Annotated in this window: 14 protein-coding genes; 4 read left to right on the plus strand and 10 right to left on the minus strand. The window is 70.8% G+C overall.

What is annotated here, in order from left to right; all coding sequences use genetic code 11:
* Positions 1 to 25: 25 nt before the first annotated feature.
* The 5 genes from AB0877_RS17720 to AB0877_RS17740 all read right to left on the minus strand — a co-directional run bounded on the left by AB0877_RS17720 (position 26) and on the right by AB0877_RS17740 (position 6,297).
* Complete coding sequence (locus tag AB0877_RS17720) at positions 26 to 1,039, minus strand: NlpC/P60 family protein (RefSeq protein ID WP_366609918.1); 1,014 nt, start codon at positions 1,037 to 1,039, stop codon at positions 26 to 28.
* Positions 1,040 to 1,206: 167 nt separating this feature from the next.
* On the minus strand, positions 1,207 to 2,208 hold the full coding sequence (locus AB0877_RS17725) for a hemolysin family protein (RefSeq protein WP_366609919.1): 1,002 nt from the start codon (positions 2,206 to 2,208) through the stop codon (positions 1,207 to 1,209).
* Entirely contained in the window at positions 2,201 to 3,523 is a 1,323-nt protein-coding gene (locus AB0877_RS17730) for a hemolysin family protein (RefSeq protein ID WP_366609921.1), read from the minus strand. Before AB0877_RS17730 ends, AB0877_RS17725 begins: the two co-directional genes overlap by 8 nt.
* Before the next feature lie 107 nt (positions 3,524 to 3,630).
* Positions 3,631 to 5,829: a (Fe-S)-binding protein gene (locus AB0877_RS17735; RefSeq protein WP_366610267.1), complete on the minus strand. Its 2,199-nt coding sequence runs from the start codon at positions 5,827 to 5,829 to the stop codon at positions 3,631 to 3,633.
* 204 nt (positions 5,830 to 6,033) lie between these two features.
* On the minus strand, positions 6,034 to 6,297 hold the full coding sequence (locus AB0877_RS17740) for a cell division protein CrgA (RefSeq protein ID WP_366609922.1): 264 nt from the start codon (positions 6,295 to 6,297) through the stop codon (positions 6,034 to 6,036).
* Positions 6,298 to 6,518: 221 nt separating this feature from the next.
* Here AB0877_RS17740 and AB0877_RS17745 point away from each other — a divergent pair, with 221 nt between their 5' ends.
* The 4 genes from AB0877_RS17745 to AB0877_RS17760 are packed head-to-tail and all read left to right on the plus strand — an operon-like array spanning position 6,519 to position 10,004.
* Positions 6,519 to 7,319, plus strand: a complete 801-nt coding sequence (locus AB0877_RS17745) for a DUF881 domain-containing protein (RefSeq protein WP_366609924.1) — start codon at positions 6,519 to 6,521, stop codon at positions 7,317 to 7,319.
* On the plus strand, positions 7,316 to 9,064 hold the full coding sequence (locus tag AB0877_RS17750; RefSeq protein ID WP_366609926.1) for a class E sortase: 1,749 nt from the start codon (positions 7,316 to 7,318) through the stop codon (positions 9,062 to 9,064). The genes AB0877_RS17745 and AB0877_RS17750 overlap by 4 nt, the downstream gene beginning before the upstream one ends.
* A gap of 4 nt (positions 9,065 to 9,068) precedes the next feature.
* The gene (locus tag AB0877_RS17755) at positions 9,069 to 9,350 is read left to right on the plus strand and encodes a hypothetical protein (RefSeq protein WP_366609928.1); all 282 of its coding nucleotides are present in this window, start codon (positions 9,069 to 9,071) and stop codon (positions 9,348 to 9,350) included.
* Positions 9,351 to 9,353: 3 nt separating this feature from the next.
* A complete protein-coding gene (locus AB0877_RS17760; RefSeq protein ID WP_366609930.1) occupies positions 9,354 to 10,004 on the plus strand; it encodes an aminodeoxychorismate/anthranilate synthase component II in 651 nt (216 codons plus the stop codon).
* A gap of 51 nt (positions 10,005 to 10,055) precedes the next feature.
* Here AB0877_RS17760 and AB0877_RS17765 read toward each other — a convergent pair whose 3' ends face one another.
* The 5 genes from AB0877_RS17765 to AB0877_RS17785 are packed head-to-tail and all read right to left on the minus strand — an operon-like array spanning position 10,056 to position 17,006.
* Positions 10,056 to 10,751 carry an ElyC/SanA/YdcF family protein gene (locus tag AB0877_RS17765; protein ID WP_366609931.1) on the minus strand — a complete coding sequence of 232 codons (696 nt, stop codon included), beginning with the start codon at positions 10,749 to 10,751 and terminating at the stop codon, positions 10,056 to 10,058.
* A 25-nt stretch (positions 10,752 to 10,776) separates the two neighbouring features.
* Positions 10,777 to 12,603: a Stk1 family PASTA domain-containing Ser/Thr kinase gene (pknB, locus tag AB0877_RS17770; protein ID WP_366609933.1), complete on the minus strand. Its 1,827-nt coding sequence runs from the start codon at positions 12,601 to 12,603 to the stop codon at positions 10,777 to 10,779.
* Complete coding sequence (locus AB0877_RS17775) at positions 12,600 to 14,009, minus strand: protein kinase (RefSeq protein ID WP_366609935.1); 1,410 nt, start codon at positions 14,007 to 14,009, stop codon at positions 12,600 to 12,602. Before AB0877_RS17775 ends, pknB begins: the two co-directional genes overlap by 4 nt.
* Position 14,010: 1 nt before the next feature.
* Complete coding sequence (locus tag AB0877_RS17780; RefSeq protein WP_366609937.1) at positions 14,011 to 15,516, minus strand: penicillin-binding protein 2; 1,506 nt, start codon at positions 15,514 to 15,516, stop codon at positions 14,011 to 14,013.
* Positions 15,513 to 17,006 (minus strand): FtsW/RodA/SpoVE family cell cycle protein, encoded by a 1,494-nt coding sequence (locus AB0877_RS17785; protein ID WP_366609938.1) that lies wholly within the window; start codon positions 17,004 to 17,006, stop codon positions 15,513 to 15,515. Before AB0877_RS17785 ends, AB0877_RS17780 begins: the two co-directional genes overlap by 4 nt.
* Positions 17,007 to 17,008: the final 2 nt, after the last annotated feature.

Raw genomic sequence — 17,008 nt, forward strand, 5'->3', positions numbered from 1 at the left:
CCGTCGTGTCGCGCGAGGTGGTTTATCAGCCAGGTCTGCGGAACCCGGCGACAGGCATCGTGGTGATGCTGGACACCTGCACCGGTTTACCGGCCCGTGGCGCGTGCACCATCTGGTTGTTACCCAGATAGAGCCCGACATGACTCAGGCCGGAGAAGAAGAAGACCAGGTCACCGGGGCGGGCGTCGGCGCGCGAGATGGCCTTGCCCTCGTTCCACTGGTCACCGGTGTGGTGCGTCAGGTAGATCCCGGCCGCCTTGTAGGCGTACTGGGTCAGGCCCGAGCAGTCGAACGAGTTCGGTCCGGTGGCACCCCAGACGTACGGCTTGCCGACCTTGCCGCAGGCGGTCCTGATCGCGGTGCGGGCCGCCGCACTGACCACGCCGTTGATGGTCGGGCAGGCCGCCGTCTTGACAGTGGTCTTGGGCATCGACGCCTCAAGCTGCTTGATCTCGGCGTCGATCTGCTTCTTCTTGGCCGCCAGATCGTTCTGCTGCTTGGTCTGGGTGACGATCAGCGCGTCCAGCTTCTGCTTCTCGCCGTCGTACTTGGCCCGCACGGCCAGCACGCCCTCGACCTCCTTGCGCTCCTGCGAAGCGAGCCGGTCGAGGATGGTGAGCTGCTCGGTGAGCGTGTCCGGCTTGGCGCTGACCAGTAGCGCACCGATGTCGTGTGACGGGCCGGAGATGTAGTAGCGGGAGGCGAGGTCGCCGACCCGGTTGAGCGCCAGCTCGCTCTGCAGCGCCAGCGGCTCGATCTTCTTCTGCAGGTTCGCCGACTTCTGCCGGTTGACCTTCAGCTGCGCCCGGACCTTGTTGTACTGCTCGATGGTGGGCTCCAACTGCTCCCACTTCTTGTCGATCTGCGCCTCGATCTCGTCGACCGTCGGCGCGGCATGTGCCGGCGCGGTCAGCAGACCGGCGCCGACCGCCGCCGCGGCGACCAGGATCAGCACCCGGTGCGCGACGCGACGCAGGCCACCAGAGCGAGCAGACGCAATCAGGTCGTGACGATGAGGGGGCATGGTTGCCACCGGCACCGACTCCTTTGCAACCGACCGCCGGGCGCCTCGCGTGAGGAAAGGGCCGAGGCAGACGACCCACAGCGGTCGGTGCCTCACATTAGGGAAGCTCGCGGCGGTAATCAAGGCGAGGGCGGCAACCATCACTGTCGTGCAACCGCTTGCGCACCAAGGGTATTGGTTCGTCACCCAACGATTGCGGTCAATACATCGTCAAGAGTGACCACACCGATGGGTCGTCGTCCGTCGCTGACCAGCACCATGTGCCGTCGTTCGCGACGCATGGCCAGCAGCAGGTCGGCCAGCGTACGGTCCGGCGGCACCACCGCCAGCGGCCGATAGACGTCGGCCGGCACCGGGGACCGGCGGCCCTGCCCGGCGTACCCGAGAACGTCCTTGACGTGCACGAAGCCGAGCACCCGGCGGGTCGACCGCTGCACCACCGGGAACCGGGACCGGCCGGTCCGGGTCGCCAGCACCTCCAGTGACGCCGGCGAGACGTCCTCGGCCACCGTCACCACCGTCGACCACGGTTGCAGCGCGTCCGCCGCCGTCCGGGCGTGCAGGGCCAGCGCGCCGGTGATCCGCGCGTGCTGCTCCGCGTCGAGCAGCCCCTCGGTCCGCGCCTGCGAGACCAACCCGGCCAACTCCTCGGCGGTGAACACCGTCTTCACCGCCTCGGACGCCTCGATCCGCCAGAACGCGAGCACCCTCCGGGCCGCCCATTTCATCGCGAGCAACAACGGTTTGGTGGCCACACAGAATGCCAGCATCGCCGGGCCGAGCCAGAGCGCGGACACCTCCGGACCGGCCAGCGTGATGTTCTTCGGCACCATTTCACCGACGACCGTGTGCAGAAAGACCACCACGCCCAGCGCCAGCACGAAAGCCACCGGGTGCACCGCCCGCTCCGGCAGGCCGGCCGCGTGGAACGGCGGCTCCAGCAGGTGCGCGAGCGCCGGTTCGGCGATCGCGCCCAGACCCAACGAGCAGACGGTGATGCCGAGCTGCGCGCCGGCGATCATCAGCGGAATCTGGTTCATCGCCGACAACGCCCAGCGGGCGCGTTTCGACCCGGCGGCCAGCGGCTCGATAACCGTCCGGCGGGACGCGATGAGCGCGAACTCGCTACCCACGAAGAACCCGTTGCCGAGCAGCAACAGCACGGTCACCAGCAGCTCAGTCATCGTCGTCCGGGTCCGCCGGGCGCAACACCCGGACCTGCTCGATCCGGTGCCGCTCCACCTCGACCACTGTGAACTCCCAGCCGGCTGCCTCGACCGTCTCGCCGGCCAGCGGGATGTGCCCGAGCTGGGCCATCAGGAAGCCGGCCAGGGTTTCGTACGGCCCCTCGGGCAGCCGGAAGCCGGTCTGCTCGGCCAACTCGTCGGAGCGGAGCACACCGTCGACCAGCACTGTGCGCTCACCGCCCGGCACGGTCAGCTCGTCCGACCCGTTGTCGTCCACGCTCGCCGGGTCGAACTCGTCGGCGATCTCCCCGACCAACTCCTCGACGAGGTCCTCGACGGTCACCACGCCGTCCGTGCCGCCGTACTCGTCGACCACGATGGCGAGGTCGGCCCCGGCCGCCTTCAACGCCGCCAGGACGCCGTCCAGGTTCAGACTCTCCGGCACGTACACCGGCTCGCGGGCCACGCGGCCGACCCGGGTCGACGCCCGGTCGGCCAGCGGCACGCCCAGCGCGTCGGGCACGCCGGCCACACCGGTCACCAGGTCCAGGGTCTCCTCGTACACCGGAAACCGGGTCCGCCCGGTCCGCCGCGACTCCTCCAGAAGCTCCGCCACGGTGGCCGTGGCGCGCAGCGCGACCACGTCCACTCTGGGGGTCATCGCCTCCGCTGCCCGCTTGTCACCGAAGCGGATGGTGCGACGCAGCAGCATCGCGGTGTCGGTGGGCAGCGCGCCGGCCCGCGCCGAGATGCCCGCCAGCAGGCCCAGCTCCTCCGGCGAGCGGGCACTGGCCAACTCCTCCTGCGGCTCCACGCCGAACGTCCGGACAAGTCGGTTCGCCGAGCCATTCAACCCCCGGATCACCCAGCCGAACGTCCGGGAGAAGGTGTGCATCGGACCGGCCGTGGCCAGCGCCGCCGGCATGGGCCGGGCCAGCGCCGCGTTCTTCGGCACCAACTCGCCGAAGAGCATGGAGATCAGCGTGGCCAGGGCCAACGCGAGGAACGGGGTGAGCCGCTGCGTGCTGTCCCCGGCCAGCGGGCGCAACAGCGGTGTGAAGAGCCGAGCCAGAGCCGGCTCGGCCAGGTAGCCGGTGAGCAGCGCCGTGATGGTGATGCCGAGCTGCGCCCCGGAGAGTTGGAACGAGAGTTCGCGCAGCGCCGTGCGTACCGTCAGGGCGGCCTGGTCGCCCGCGGCGGCCCGCCGGTCGATCTCCGCCCGGTCGACCGTGACCAGGGCGAACTCGGCCGCGACGAAGAACGCGTTGCCCGCGGTCAGGGCTGCGAAGCCGACCAGGGGCAACAGCGTCATCAAGAGTAGGCCGTCGATGTCGCCTCACCTCGGCGAGATTCTTGCACGACGGCGGCGGCCCTTGAGGGGCCGCCGCCGTCGATGAACAGATCCTGGAGGTACGCGGCTCAGCCGCCGATCGGCGCGGTCTCCTTGCCGCCCTGCGGCTGCTCGGGCTTGACCGAGCGGAGCAGCACGCTGGCCACGTCGATCACCTCGACCTGTTCGCCGGCACCCTTGCCGTTGACCCCGTCGTTGAGCATCGTCGAGCAGAACGGGCAGCCGACCGCCACCGTCCTGGCCCCGGTGGCCATGGCCTCCTCGACCCGGTCCACGTTGATCCGCTTGCCGATCTTCTCTTCCATCCACATCCGGGCGCCGCCGGCACCGCAGCAGAAGGACCGTTCGCTGTTACGCGGCATCTCGGTAAGGTCGCCCTCGATGGCGTCACCGAGGACCTCGCGGGGGGCCGCGAAGACCCGGTTGTGCCGACCCAGGTAGCAGGGGTCGTGGTAGGTGACGCCGCCGTCGACCGGCTGCACCGGCGTGAGCTTGCCGGTGGCGACCAGGTGCGCGAGCAGTTGCGTGTGGTGGACCACCTCGAACTCCCCGCCGAGCTGCCCGTACTCGTTGCCCAGGGTGTTGAAGCAGTGCGGGCAGGTCGCCACGATCTTCCGCTTGGCCTTCTCCCGACCCTCGAACGCCTCGTTCAACGTCTCCACGTTCTGCTGGGCGAGCATCTGGAAGACGAACTCGTTGCCGATCCGTCGCGCCGGGTCGCCGGAGCAGGTCTCGCCCTCACCCAGGATCGCGAAGTTCACGCCCGCCTCGTTGAGCAGCGTGGCCACCGCGCGGGTGGTCTTCTTGGCCCGGTCCTCGAACGCGCCGGCGCAGCCGACCCAGAACAGGTACTCGAAGTCGTCCACCTCGCCGACCCGGGGTACCTCGAAGTCCAGACCCTTGGTCCAGTCCTCGCGGGTGTTCTGCGGGGCGCCCCACGGGTTGCCCTTGTTCTCCAGGTTGCGCAGCATCACCCCGGCCTCGGAGGGGAAGCTCGACTCGATCAGGACCTGGTAGCGGCGCATGTCGACGATGTGGTCGACGTGTTCGATGTCCACCGGGCACTGCTCGACGCAGGCACCGCAGGTGGTGCAGGACCAGAGCACGTCCGGGTCGATGACACCGCCCTCCTCGGCGGTGCCGATCAACGGCTTGTCGGCCTCGGCGAGAGCCAGCACGTCCAGGTGGGCGAGCTGCGCCTGGGTGGCCTTCTCCTCGCCGGTCAGGTCCTTGCCGCCGCCGGCCAGCAGGTAGGGCGCCTTCGCGTACGCGTGGTCGCGCAGGCTCAGCACCAGCAGCTTCGGCGACAGGGGCTTGCCGGTGTTCCAGGCCGGGCACTGCGACTGGCAGCGACCGCACTCGGTGCAGGTGCTGAAGTCCAGGAGGCCCTTCCAGCTGAACTGCTCGACGTGGGCGACGCCGAACTGGTCCTTCTCCGGGTCCGCCTCCTCGAAGTCGAGCGGCTTGCCCTGGCTCGTCATCGGGCGCAGCGCGCCGAGACCGGAGCCGGCCGGCTTGGCCGGCTCCCGCTTGAAGAAGATGTTGGGGAACGCCAGGAAGCGGTGCCAGGCGACACCCATCGTGACGTTCAGGGAGATGACGATCAGCCACGTCATCGAAATAATGATCTTGATGGCCGCGGCGACGCTGACGCCGTCCGCCCAGTCGGGCAACACCGCACCGACCGCGTGGCTGACCGGGGTGGCCCAGAACGGGAACTCGAAGTGGTCGGTGGCGACCTTGAAGCCCCGGATCACGAAGCCGAAGATCAGGACCAGCAGCACGATCCACTCGACGAAGTAGCCCTGCCACATGGTCGAGCCGGTGAATCGGGACCGCCCGCCCGGGCGGGTCGGCCGGTTGCGCAGCCGGATCGCCATCAGCACCAGGATGCCGACCAGGCCCAGCACACCGATGATCTCGGTGACCAGACCGAAGATCGTCCAGTGCCCGATGATCGGCAGACCGCCGTCGGTGGTGACCACCTCGAAGTACGCCTCGAGCACCAGCAGCGACAGGACGACGAAGCCGACCATCACGAACCAGTGCGCGGCACCCACCACGCCCCACTTGAGCATCCGGGTGTGGCCGGCCGTCTCCACCAGCATCGTCCTGGCGCGGGCGACCTTGTCGGAGAACCGCTCCGGCGCGGGTTGCCCGAGCCGGATGACTGCCACCATCTTCAGGACCGCACGCACCGCAAGCCACACCGCCACGGCGGTGATGGCGGCCGCGAGGATCGTGGTGACGATCTGGACGCTGCCCATCGAGTTGGCCTCCCCGGTCTGCTGCCTGATGACCTCGCTCTGCTCAGTCATGCAGTGCAGCCTACGCGAAGGTTACCCAGCGGTAACGTGAGTCATCTCGCAGTCGGCCGCGCTGCCTGCGCACACCATAGGTGGCCCCACCCGATCCTGCCGGGCAGGGGCTCGACGGGGTGACGTGGGGCCGCCGACGCGACGGCCTGCGGCTCAGCGCCAGCGAGAGAGCAACGCCAGCGAGGCGACCATCGCACCGAAGCCGACGGCGAGGTTCCAGTAACCCCACGCCATGACCGGGTACTCCTGCTCAGACAGGTAGTAGAGCACCAGCCAGCCGATCCCGACGACGATCAAGGCGACCGCGGTGATCGGCAACCACACCGGGCTAGGCTTGCGCGACGACGACGCCGTCGTCGGACGAACGTCCGTCGGCGGGGTGTACACCTTCTTCTTACGGACCTGAGACTTGGGCACGGCGCTCTCCAGAGGGGTGACGACCTCGTCCGGCCTGACAACCGGGCGCGGGGGCGACGGTCCATGGCCAATAATGTTCGAGAGCTAGCGTAGTCCCGATTGGCCGTCCGGACCACGAATGGGGTCAGGCCGGTGCACGGAGTGACCGAAAGAGGCGGGACTGTTCGCATCACCGGCCCAGCCGGCACGGACCGACCCCCGACACGCGGAAGGAACGCTCGGTGGAGTACACATCCGGCGCAACCTCCTGGCAGAAGGTCCTCCGACGGGCCGCCGCCGGGCTGCTGCCCCGGCGACCGCGCCAACGCCGTCCGGGCTGGTCGATCGGGGTGCCACTGATCGCCGCGGCGGCCGGGTTGCTCTTCACCACCACCGCGACCACCGCAGGCGGCACCTCTCTCCGGGAGGACCGACGCCCCCAGCTCAACCAGCTCATCGAGGACCGCCGCGAACAGGTCGCCGCGAGCGAACGCCGCGCCGCCACGCTGCGCGGCGAGGTCGAGCAACGAACCAACACGCTGGCCGGCTCGGACGCCCCCATCAAGGCTCAGCAGAATCGCGCCCAGGGCAGCCTCCAGAACGCCGGGTTCACCGCCCTGGGCGGCCCTGGGGTCACCGTCGAGCTGAACGACGCGCCCCAGCTCGACCAGACGCAGTCGGACGCCAGCAACGACGACCTGGTGGTGCATCAGGGAGACGTACAGGCGGTGGTCAACGCGCTCTGGGCCGGCGGAGCCGAGGCCATGTCAATCATGAATGTCCGCGTGCTCACCACCAGCGCGGTACGCTGCGTCGGTAACACCCTGCTACTTCACGGCCGGGTGTACTCCCCACCGTTCAAGATCGTAGCGATCGGCGATCCCGCTGCCCTCCAGCAGGCCCTCGCCCGCTCTGAGGGAGTCCGGTTGTTCAAGGACGCGGTCGACGACTACCAGCTCGGCTACAAGGAGACAGCCTCGACGGTGCGAGTACCCGCATTCGAGGATTCCACGGCCCTGCGCTCGGCTACGGTGCCCAAGTGAGCGGGCCGGACGAGCGACGCGACGGGCGACACCGGGACCAGACCGACGAGCCGACCGCCTTCCTGCCCAAGCTCGACCGGCCCGAGTCGGCACCGGGCCGACCGGCCCCGGCCAGCAACTGGCCCGAGCCGGTGTTGCAGCCGCCGCGAGCCGACCAGCCGCGACGACCTGAGCAGCCGCCACGAACCCAGCAACCGCCGCCGAGCACCGCTCGACCCGAGCCGACCGGGCCCGCGGGCCGCTCAGGTGCCGAAGCGCCGCCACCCTGGCCGGGCAGCGCAACCGCCGGGCCAAGCTCGCGCGGCGGCGTCGGGGTTCCCCCCGCGACCGCCCCCGGCCGGCCGTCCGCCGGCGACCAGGGCCCGGTTCGGCCGGCTGCCCCCGGAAACGCCCCGACCCGACCCCCCGCGTCCAGCCGACCGACCGCGCCCGGCGCCGCAACGACCCGCCCGCCGTCCGCCGGCAACCCACCGGGTGCCGCAGCGACCCGCCCGCCGGGTGCCGGGAACCCGTCGAGTGCCACGCCGAGTCGTCCGGCCGCGCCCGGCGGGATGCCGACCCGTCCGGCCGCGCCCGGCACGTCGAGCCGGCCTGCCTCCACCGGGCCCCCGACGCCACCGCTGGCCGACTCGCCGACCGCGTACATCCCGCAGGTCAGCGCTCGGCCAGGCCGACCCACCAGCTCCCCGGCCACCCCGGTCTCCCCGGCCGCCCCTGGGCGCGTCGCAGCGGCCGGGCCGGAAGGCTTCCCGCCGACCGGGCCCAGCCAGGTCCCGCCAACCGGTCCCAGCCGGGTGCCGTCGAGCGCTGGCACGGATCGCGGCGCGGACCCGGCCAGCACCGCGTTGATTCCGGCCGTGCCGGCCACTCCCGCCACCAGGCCGCCGACCATGGACTCGACAGCGTTGATGGGTGCCGTCCCCCGCACCGCCGTCCCGGACGAGCCGGCCGGCGCCAACCCCGCCGACCCTCCCCAACCCCGACGCGGCGAGCGGGTGGTGCAACTCCGGCCGCACCAGACCGGCGAGGGCTACAAGAGCGTCTACTCCGAACTGACCCGCCCGTCGTTCGGCTCGCGACTGCGCACCGGCATCCGCGTCACCGGCGAAGTCCTGATCACCTTCGGCCTGGTCGTCCTGCTCTTCGCCGGCTACGAGGTCTGGGGCAAGTCGGCGATCGTCGACGCCCACCAGAACGAGCTCAACAACGAGTTGGCCCAGGCGTGGGGCCCGGCCGACGACCCGACGGTGGCCCCGTCGGTCGGCCCGAGCGTCAAACCGTCCCCGCCGGTACGCGGAAAGCCGCTCGCGGGTCTCTACATCCCCAAGCTCGACAAGAACTGGGTGGTCGTCGAGGGCGTCACTCAGGAGGACATCCGCTTCGCCCCCGGCCACTACCCGACCAGCGCGCTCCCCGGCCAGGTCGGCAACTTCTCCGTCGCCGGCCACCGCAACCGGGCCACCTTCTGGCGGCTGGACGAGCTGGATGACGGCGACCCGATCGTGGTCGAGAGCAAGACCGACTGGTACGTCTACCGGGTGTCGCAGTCCCGGATCGTTCGGCCGACCCAGGTCGAGGTGGTGGCGCCGGTGCCGGGCGAACCGGACAAGAAGGCAACCAAGCGGATGCTCACCCTCACCACGTGCAACCCGAAGTTCGACAACTACCAACGCCTGATCATCCACGCCGAGCTGGACCGCACCCAACCCAAGTCCGCGGGCCGTCCGGCGGAGCTGGAAGGCTGAACAGATGTACGCGTTCATCTGGCGCAAATTGCCGTTCGGCCTGGTCGGGAAGTTGACCGGCTCGGTGCTCCTGGTGGCCGCCACGGTGGCCCTGCTGTGGTACGTCGCCTTCCCGTGGGCCGAGCCCCTGCTGCCCTTCGACGACGTGCAGGTCGAATCCGGCGTACCTGCCGAGACGGGTGGCGGTGGCGACCCGGTGACCGGCGAGACCCCGGCCGGTGACGAGCACGAACTGCCGTACGACACCGATCAGAACAACCCCGCGCCCCCCTCCCCGAGCAGGTGACCAATGCGCGTCCTGGTGATCGACAACTACGACTCCTTCGTGTTCAACCTGGTGCAGTACCTCGGCCAGCTCGGCGTGGACTGCGAGGTCCGCCGCAACGACGAGATCGACGTCGCCCAGGTGGGCACGGCCGGCGCGGACGGCATCCTGCTGTCGCCCGGGCCGGGCAGCCCGGACCGCGCCGGCATCTGCCTGGACGTCATCCGGGAGTACGCGGGCCAGCTGCCGATCTTCGGCGTCTGCCTCGGCCACCAGGCCATCGGTGAAGCCTTCGGGGCGACAGTGGCGCGCGCACCGGAGCTGCTGCACGGCAAGACCTCCGAGGTACGCCACAACTCGGTCGGCGTACTCGCCGGCCTGCCCGACCCGTTCACCGCCACCCGGTACCACTCGCTCGCCGTGCTGCCCGAGACGCTCCCCGACGAGCTGGAGGTCACCGGCTGGACCGGCTCCGGCGTGGTGATGGCGATGCGGCACCGGACGCTGCCCATCGAGGGCGTCCAGTTCCACCCGGAGTCGGTGCTCACCGAGGGCGGCCACCTGATGCTGGCCAACTGGCTGGCCAGTTGCGGCCATCCCGAGGCGCTGGAGCGCGCTCCCGCGTTGGCCGCCGAAGTGGACGCCCGCCGTCTGGCGGCCTTCGCCACGGCCTGAGAGCCGGACGTTCAGGGCCCGCCACCGGACCGTCGGACCCCGCAGGGGCCCTCAGCCGCGTAGCGCGTCCTGGACCGCGGAATTCGCCGGCGAACGCACCGCCGGCGGTCGGCCGCGCACCGCGTCTAACGCCGCCTTGCCACTGGCGAAGTAGTCCCGGACCGACTTCTCGGCCAGCAAGGCGGCGCCGCAACCATCGCAGCGGGCGGTCACCCCGTCGACGTCGACGCCGAGCTGCCGGCACAGCGTCACCGCCCGGGACAGGTGGTACGACTGGGTGACGATCAGGGCCCGCTCGACGCCGTACACCTCGCGCGCTCTCGCGCAACTGTCGTAGGTGTCCAGGCCGAACGGGTCAGCCACCACCCGACGCCTGTCGACGCCACGCTCGGTGAGGTACGTCGTCATCACCGCCGGCTCGTCGCCGGACGCCCCGCCGCCGTCGCCCGACACCAGGACGACAGTGGCCCGCCCGCTGGTCACCAGTTCGGCGGCGGTGTCCAGGCGGCCGGCGAGACGGTCACCCGGTCGCTGCCGATCGGCCGCCACCTCGGTGCCGAGCACGATCACCACGTCGGCGGCCGGCGCGTCGGCGGCGGCGTACACGTGCCCGCGTGCGGCGAGCGTCGTCCACAGCCATGGGGAACTGGCCAGCACCAGCACGACGAGACCCGCGACGGCCAGCCGGCGGACGCGGCGAGGCCACCGCCGTACCGCCTCGGCCGGTGACGCTGCCGTCTCGGTCATCCGCTGCCCGGGGGTGGCCTGGGCCCTAGTCCTGGGGCCGGCCCGGCGGAGGTGGGAGCGGCAGGCCGATGCCGCCCCCGCTGCCGGGGGGAGTGCTCGGCGTGCCCGACGGCGTGCCCGACGGTGTGCCCGTCGGCGTCGGGTCGGTCTCCGGCTCGGGTTGACTCACCTTGATGGTCACCTTCGTGCCGGTGGGCTTCTTCTCGTTGCCGTTCGGGCTCTGGTCGGTGACCTTCCCCGCCTGGTCGGCGGGCACCTCCGGCCCGTCCTGTACGGCGACAGTGAAGCCGGCGTTCTTGAGGACGCGGGTGCCCTCCTCCTGGCTCAACCCGACGACGTCCGGCACCTCGCGGACGTTGCCCTTCGAGACCGTGAGCTTCACCTTCGTGCCTTCGGGAACGCTCTCGCCCGAGGGCGGGTCGACGTCGAGAACCTCGTCCTGGCTCGCCTCGGCGTTCACCTCCGCGATAACGTACGTGAGCTTCGCCTCGGTGAGCCGGGCGATGGCGCTCTCCCGCTTGCTGCCCTTGAGCCCGGCGGGAACGCGCACCTCGGGCTTACCGCCACAGATCTGGATGGTGACCGTGCCGTTCTGCTTCACCTGGGTGGTCGGCAGCGGGTTCTGCTGAACGACGGTCCCCTCGGTGCAGTCACTCGCCAGCACCGGGTCACCCACCTGTGGTGACAGACCGGCCTTCTGAATCTCGGCGATCGCCACGTCCCGGGCCTTGCCGGTGAGGGTGGGCACCGACTTCAGGTCGTTGCCCTTCTGTTGCTGGTCCCAGAGCAGGGCGGCGACCAGGGCGATCACCGCCAGCACGCCGACCGCGCTGAACATCGCGATCAGGAACGAGGACGCCTTGCGCTGACGGGGGTCGCCCACCCGGGCCGGGATCTGCCCGGTCTGCGGCCCACGGCCGGGAGCCGGGTAGCCGCCGCCCCCACCGCCGGCCGGGGCCATCGCCACCGTCTCCGCCTCGCGCAGCACCGGGGTGGCCAGCACGGGCCGGCCGGCGGCGGCGCGGAGCAGATCGGCCCGCATCTCGCCAGCGCTCTGGTAGCGGTTGAGCGGGTTCTTCGACAGCGCCTTGAGCACGATCGCGTCGACCGCCGGGGTGACGTCCGGGTTGATGTCGCTCGGCGTCGGCGGCGTCTCCCGTACGTGCTGGTAGGCGACGCTGACCGGGCTGTCCCCGACGAACGGCGGGTGCCCGCAGACCAGCTCGAAGAGCACACACCCGGCCGCGTACACGTCGGAACGGGCGTCGACGGCCTCGCCGCGCGCCTGCTCCGGGGAGAGGTACTGCGCCGTACCGATGACCGCGCTGGTCTGGGTCATGGTGGTCGCACCGCTGGCCAACGCCCGGGCGATGCCGAAGTCCATCACCTTGACCTGGCCGGTCTGGGTGAGCATCACGTTGCCGGGCTTGATGTCCCGGTGGATGATCCCGTGCCGGTGGCTGAACTCCAGGGCGGCGCACATGTCGGCGCAGATCTCCAGCGCACGGCGCGGTTGCAGTCGCCCCTCGACGCCGAGGACCTCCTTCAAGGTCCGCCCGTTGACGAACTCCATGACGATGAACGGCAGCGTCTCACCGGTCGGCGCGGTCTCCTCGCCGGTGTCGTAGACCGCCACGATGGCCGGGTGGTTGAGCGAGGCGGCGTTCTGCGCCTCCCGACGGAACCGCATCTGGAACGTCGCGTCCCGGGCGAGGTCGGTGCGGAGCATCTTGATCGCGACGTCCCGACCGAGTCGGAGATCGCGACCACGGTGCACCTCGGCCATGCCGCCATAGCCGAGCAGCTCGCCGACCTGGTACCTGCCACCGAGCAGGCGGGCCTGCGCTGTCATCGCGTCTGTCGTCCTTCGCTCGTCGTCGTCCCGCCGTCGCCCGGCTGGAGTCGTACCTCTCGACGGTACGACGTCCGGGTCGGATCGTCGCGCCCGTCGAGTCGTAGCGCGCCGGACGTCACGGTGCGCGGCGCAAGCCCGGCGGATGCGCCGTCCTGCGACTGCTTCCGCAGGTTGTAGGAAATCACGCCAGAGCAGAGCAGGACCAGCACGGCCAGCAGGATGGCGAGAAGCACCATTCCAGGCCGGGACCGCTGGGGCTGGGGTGACGGCGTCACCGGGCCGGCCTGCCGGGCGTACGCCGGCGGGTGTTCCTGCCGGGGCGGCCCGGACGGCACCGCTGCGGCACCGCGTGGGTAGCCGTTCGGAGCGCCCTGCGACCGGGCGGGCTGGACGGCCGGCGCGACGGCGGTGGGGCGGGGCTGTTGGGCGGGTGCGACAGCGGTCGGCCTCGCTCCGGCCACCGGCGGGCGGGCCGTCGGCGGACGCATCTGGTGCGCCTGCGGCACCTGGGCCCGACCCGGCGCGGCCGGCGAGGCGGGCGCCGCGGACACCGGCCCGGAGTTCGCGCCGGCCCGAGCCTGCTGGGAGAGCGCGGCCTTGAGCTGACGGGCGACCCCGGCGAGTGCGGCGGCGCTCGGCCAGCGGGCGGCCGGATCCTTCGCCAACGCCCGTTCGACCAGGGCGCGCACCTGCGGAGGGATGTCGGCCGGCAGTGGTCGGGGCGTCTCCCGGACGTGCCGCATCGCGATGTCGAGGGGGTTGTCGCCCTCGAACGGCCGCCGACCGGCCAGGCACTGGTAGGCGACCACGCCCAGGGCGTAGACGTCGGAGGCCGGGGTGGCCACACCACCGGTGGCCTGCTCCGGCGAGATGTACGAGGCGGTGCCGAGCACCGAACCGGCGGCGGTGAGCTGGCCCACCAGGTCGGAGCGGGCGATGCCGAAGTCGGTCAGCACCAGCGTGCCGTTCGGCCGGACCAGCAGGTTGCCCGGCTTCACGTCGCGGTGCACGATGCCCTTCTCGTGGGCGGCGTGCAACGCGTCGGCGGCCTGCGCGACGAGCGCCATCGTCCGCGCCGGGGTGAGCCGGCCGACCCGGCTCAACGTGGACGACAGGGCGTCACCCTCGACGTACTCCATGACCAGGAAGGCGATCTGCTGGTCGTTGCCGAAGTCGTAGACGTCCACCACGCCGGGATGGTTGATGGTGGCCATGGTGCGGGCTTCGCCGCGGAACCGCTCGCCGAAATCCGGGTCGTCGAGCAGGGCTGGGAGCAGGCTCTTCACCGCGACCGTCCGGCCGAGCACCTGGTCGGTGCCGCGCCAGACGTCGCCCATGCCGCCGCTGGCGATCCGCTCGTCGAGACGGTAGCGGTTGCCGAGCTGCACGCCGGGGCTGAGCATGTCAGCGACCCCCTGGGTCGGCGATGGCGGCCTTCATGACCTGGCCGGCGATCCGAGCCGCCTCGGCGCTGCCACCCGGGCCGGCCTGCTCCAGCATCACGCAGACCGCGGAGACCGGGTTGCCGTTCTTGTCCAGGGCGAAGCCGATGAACCAGCCGTGGTCGGGCCGGTCCGGGGCGGACTGGGCGGTACCGGTCTTGCCGCCGACCGTGTAGCCGTTGATCGCGGCGTTCTTGCCGGTGCCGTTCCGGACCACGCTGACCATCATCTCGCGCAGGTCGGCGGCGACCTGCGGCTCGACGGGCTGGCGCAGCTCCCGCGCCTTCGCGCTGTAGTAACTGGTGGTCCGGTCCGGCGCAAGCAGCTGCCGGACCAGGTACGGCCGCATCTGGCTGCCGTTGTTCGCGATCGCGCCAGCGATCATGGCGCCTTCCAGCGGGGTCATCCGGACGTTGTTCTGGCCGATCGAGGACTGAGCCAGCGCGGCCGGGTCCGTGCTGCCGTCCGGGTTCTGGATGGTCCCGGTCCGACTGGCCGCCGTGGGCAGGCCGCCCTCACCGAGGTGACCGACGGTGAGGTCCTCCTGCTCGAAGCCGAACTGCCGGGCCTTCTCCTTGAGCGTGTCGGCTCCGAGCCGGACGCCGAGCTGCGCGAAGCCGGTATTGCACGACTCGGTGACCGCGTCCAGCAGGGTGACCTTCGACTCCGGGCAGATCGAAGCGGCGGCGTTACGGATCGGGGTGCCGGAGGTGGGCGGGGTCCAGCTGGAACCGGCCGGAATCTGGGTGGACTTGGTGATGCCGTTCTCCAGGGCCGCCGCGGCTACCACGATCTTGAACGTGGAGCCGGGCGGCAGTGTCTCGGAGAGCGCGCGGTTCTTCAGCGGTCCGGCCGGGTCCTGCTCCAGCTTCTGGTACGCCACCGTCGCCTCGTTGGTGTCGTGGCTGGCCAGCGGGTTCGGGTCGAAGCTCGGCATCGAGACCAACGCCTGGACGGCACCGGTACGCGGGTCGATGGCGATCGCCGCGCCCCGCTTCGCACCCACCTCGTTGTTGCGCAGCTGGTCGTACGCCACGTCCTGGGCCCGCTTGGAGAGCGAGAGCAGCACGTTGCCGCCGCCGGTGTCGTCGCCGGTGAACATGTCCTTCAACCGGTCGCCGATCAGCTGGTCGCTGGTGCCGGCCAGGAAGTCGTTCTCCACCCGCTCGATGCCCTGGTCGGCCAGGTTGACCGGCTTGTAACCGAGCACGTGGGCGTACTTGGCACCGCCGGGATAGGTACGCAGGAACTTCAGGTTGCCGGTGGTCTCCTTGCTGGTGGCCAGGGCCGTGCCGCCGGCCTCGATGTTGCCGCGCTTGCGGTCGTACTCGGCGACCTGGACCCGACCGTTGTAGTCGCTGGTCCGGTATTCATCCGCCTTGTAGGCCTGGATCCAGTTGAGGTTGGCGAAGAGCAGACCGAACAGGACCATGACGACGACGCCAACGCGGCGCAGGGGTGCGTTCACGGCTTGATCACCTCCGTGGGAGCACCGTGCAGCTGCTCGGGCGGGCCACCACTGGGACGAACCGCCTTGCCGCCGCCCCCTCCGGTCACCGGTCGGCGGGCGCCGTCGGAGACCCGCAGCAGCACCGCGATGAGCAGCCAGTTGGCCATCAACGACGACCCGCCGGCGGACAGGAACGGGGTGGTCTGACCGGTCAGCGGGATGAGCTTGCTGATCCCGCCGACGATCACGAAGACCTGGAGGCCGAGGGTGAACGCGAGACCGCCGGCGAGCAGCTTGCCGAACGAGTCCCGTACCGCCAGCGCGGCGCGCAGCCCGCGCTCCACGATGAGCAGGTAGACGACCAGCAGCGCGGAGAGACCGAAGAGGCCGATCTCCTCACCGATGCCGGCGAAGATGAAGTCGTTCTGCACCTCGGGCAGGATCTCCGGCTGACCGCCGCCCGGCCCGGCACCGAAGAGCCCGCCCGTGCCCAGGGCCAGCAGGCCCTGCACGAGCTGGTAGCCCTTGTCGGTCGGGTCGGCGAACGGGTCGAGCCAGATCTCCGCCCGCAGGTAGAAGTTGGCGAACGGCCCGCCGACCGTCGAGCCGAGGACGTAGGCGAGGTACGCGCCCCCGAAGAAGAGGACCAGGCCGATCAGCAGCCAGCTGACCCGTTCGGTGGCGATGTAGAGCGTCACCACGAACATGCCGAAGTAGAGCAGCGAGGTGCCCAGGTCCTTCTCGAAGACCAGCACCAGGACGCTGATCAGCCAGACGCCGACCACCGGCCCGAGGTCGCGGCCACGCGGAAAGTCGATGCCGAGGAAGCGCCGACTGGCCAGCGAGAGCACCTCACGCTTGCGCACCAGGTAGTAGGCGAAGAAGACCAGCAGCGCCAGCTTGGCGAACTCACCCGGCTGGATGGAGAAGGCGCCGAGATCGACCCACAGCTTCGCGCCGTTCCTCTCGGAGATGCTCGCCGGCAGTACCGCCGGGAGCATCACCAGCACGATGCCGACCAACCCCAGGGTGTACGCGTACCGCGAGATCGAGCGATGGTCCCGCATGATCGCCAGCAGGGCGGCAGCGAGGATCACCGCACCGAGCGTCCAGGCCAGCTGACGCCCGCCCTGCCCCGCGAATACGGCCAGGCTCTCGCGTTCGGCCACCGGGGCGTCACCCAGGTCGATCCGGCGCAGGAAGCCCACCCCGAGGCCGTTGAGCAGGGCCACCGCCGGCAGCAGCGCCGGGTCGGCGAACGGGGCCAGGAACCGGATGACCAGGTGCAGGCCGAGGAAGACAGCGCCGAGCGCGGCGGCCGGCATCCAGAAGTCCGAGGTGACCGTGTCCAGCAGGTTCGCCTCGACGGTCGCCCCGTACGCGGCCACCAGCACCATCGCCAGCAACAGCAGGTACAGCTCGGCGTTGCGGCGCGACCGCGCCAGGCGTACGCCGGATTGCTCGCCCGCGGTGGCGGGCGAGGGTGCCGGTGTGGCCGCTACGGTCACGG

Origin of the sequence: Micromonospora sp. NPDC047644, assembly GCF_040704315.1 — a bacterium.
GTDB lineage: Bacteria > Actinomycetota > Actinomycetes > Mycobacteriales > Micromonosporaceae > Micromonospora.